This is a genomic window from Escherichia sp. KCJ4928, assembly GCF_004352695.1.
In the GTDB taxonomy this organism is placed as follows: Bacteria; Pseudomonadota; Gammaproteobacteria; order Enterobacterales; family Enterobacteriaceae; genus ECMA0423.
Genome location: NZ_SJWV01000429.1, coordinates 1 through 1,134, shown reverse-complemented (window position 1 = coordinate 1,134; position 1,134 = coordinate 1). Strand labels below are relative to the sequence as shown.

Here is a 1,134-nt window from a genome sequence, read left to right as displayed (position 1 = left end):
ATGCAATCAGCGGCAAGTTGGAGTGGATTTAGATTTTTCAGATATGGTCTTATGATCTTTCCCTTACTTAATAAATAGCATGTATAGGATTCGGAAAGTCCAGCATCTATTTTGTACCTCATTATATTAGATAAGGATGTGAGAAATTCCTTGTTATCATTCGCAGCCATATATGCCAGTCCGAGTTCAGCCTCTGCGGCCTTACAGGCAAAATAGCTTAGTGAACACGCTTTTCGTCCCTCTTTAGTACTGGCTGATATTAGTGCCCATAATATTGCTTTGTCTGCCAAATCTAACTCTCTCTGAAATTGTCTTGCAGTAACTGCACTCGCAGAAATAGAGAAAAAAATACAATTGTTAATAACCTTGCCATATTTTTTAGTCCGTAACTGTTAATGTGCTATCTGGCTCTGAAAATATTAACTCATTTAATTTTTGCATGTCATTAGATAAACCAGTTATACAACCCTCGGAACAGAATCGAGGTCCTAAAGACGGACCAAAAGCGTTTAAACAACTATGTATTGAAAATCCATTGCGATTATAAGTTCCTGTATTAACTGACGGTACTAATCGTATGCCGTCAGGTTTTCTATTGCTTGCTCCCGGGTCATTAACATTCTAACTCCATAGGCCTTGAGGTATTGGCCATCTATTTATAAATGTGTACAACGGGGATTATTTTTACATTGCATATTATTACCAGAAGCGACTGGAATACTAAGCACATCATAAAAATTATCATCACATGGTATATCTGAAACACACGAAAGCATACCTAAAGTTATACTGTATAAACAGGTGGCTAATCCCAAGGGGATCGATTCCAGAAATCGGGTTCAACGGATACTGATAAAAATTCCACCTACCTTCCAGCCCAATCGGAGCCTGAGTGTTATACCGCCCCTGCTGCGGTTAATGTTACCGATAATAGTTATAGTACAGCCCTGATTCATCATCATACTACTGCTGCGGCAGTCTGATGAACTATTGCTTTTACGGATTCTCCTTATTCTTCCTTCTATCCATTCGCTTTAGCTTTTTGAGCTCTTGAAGTTTGCTCTTTGCATCAATATTACCGTTATTTACAGCGAATTCCATCCAATAAATAGCTCTATTCAAATTATAAGATTC

Annotated in this window: 1 protein-coding gene and 1 pseudogene; both read right to left on the bottom strand. The window is 38.0% G+C overall.

What is annotated here, in order from left to right:
- On the bottom strand, positions 1–362 hold a 362-nt coding region (locus E0D98_RS24565), incomplete at its 3' end, for an Imm57 family immunity protein (RefSeq protein ID WP_238881542.1).
- A 634-nt stretch (positions 363–996) separates the two neighbouring features.
- A pseudogene (locus E0D98_RS24550) lies at positions 997–1,134 on the bottom strand (sel1 repeat family protein); the annotation flags it as partial.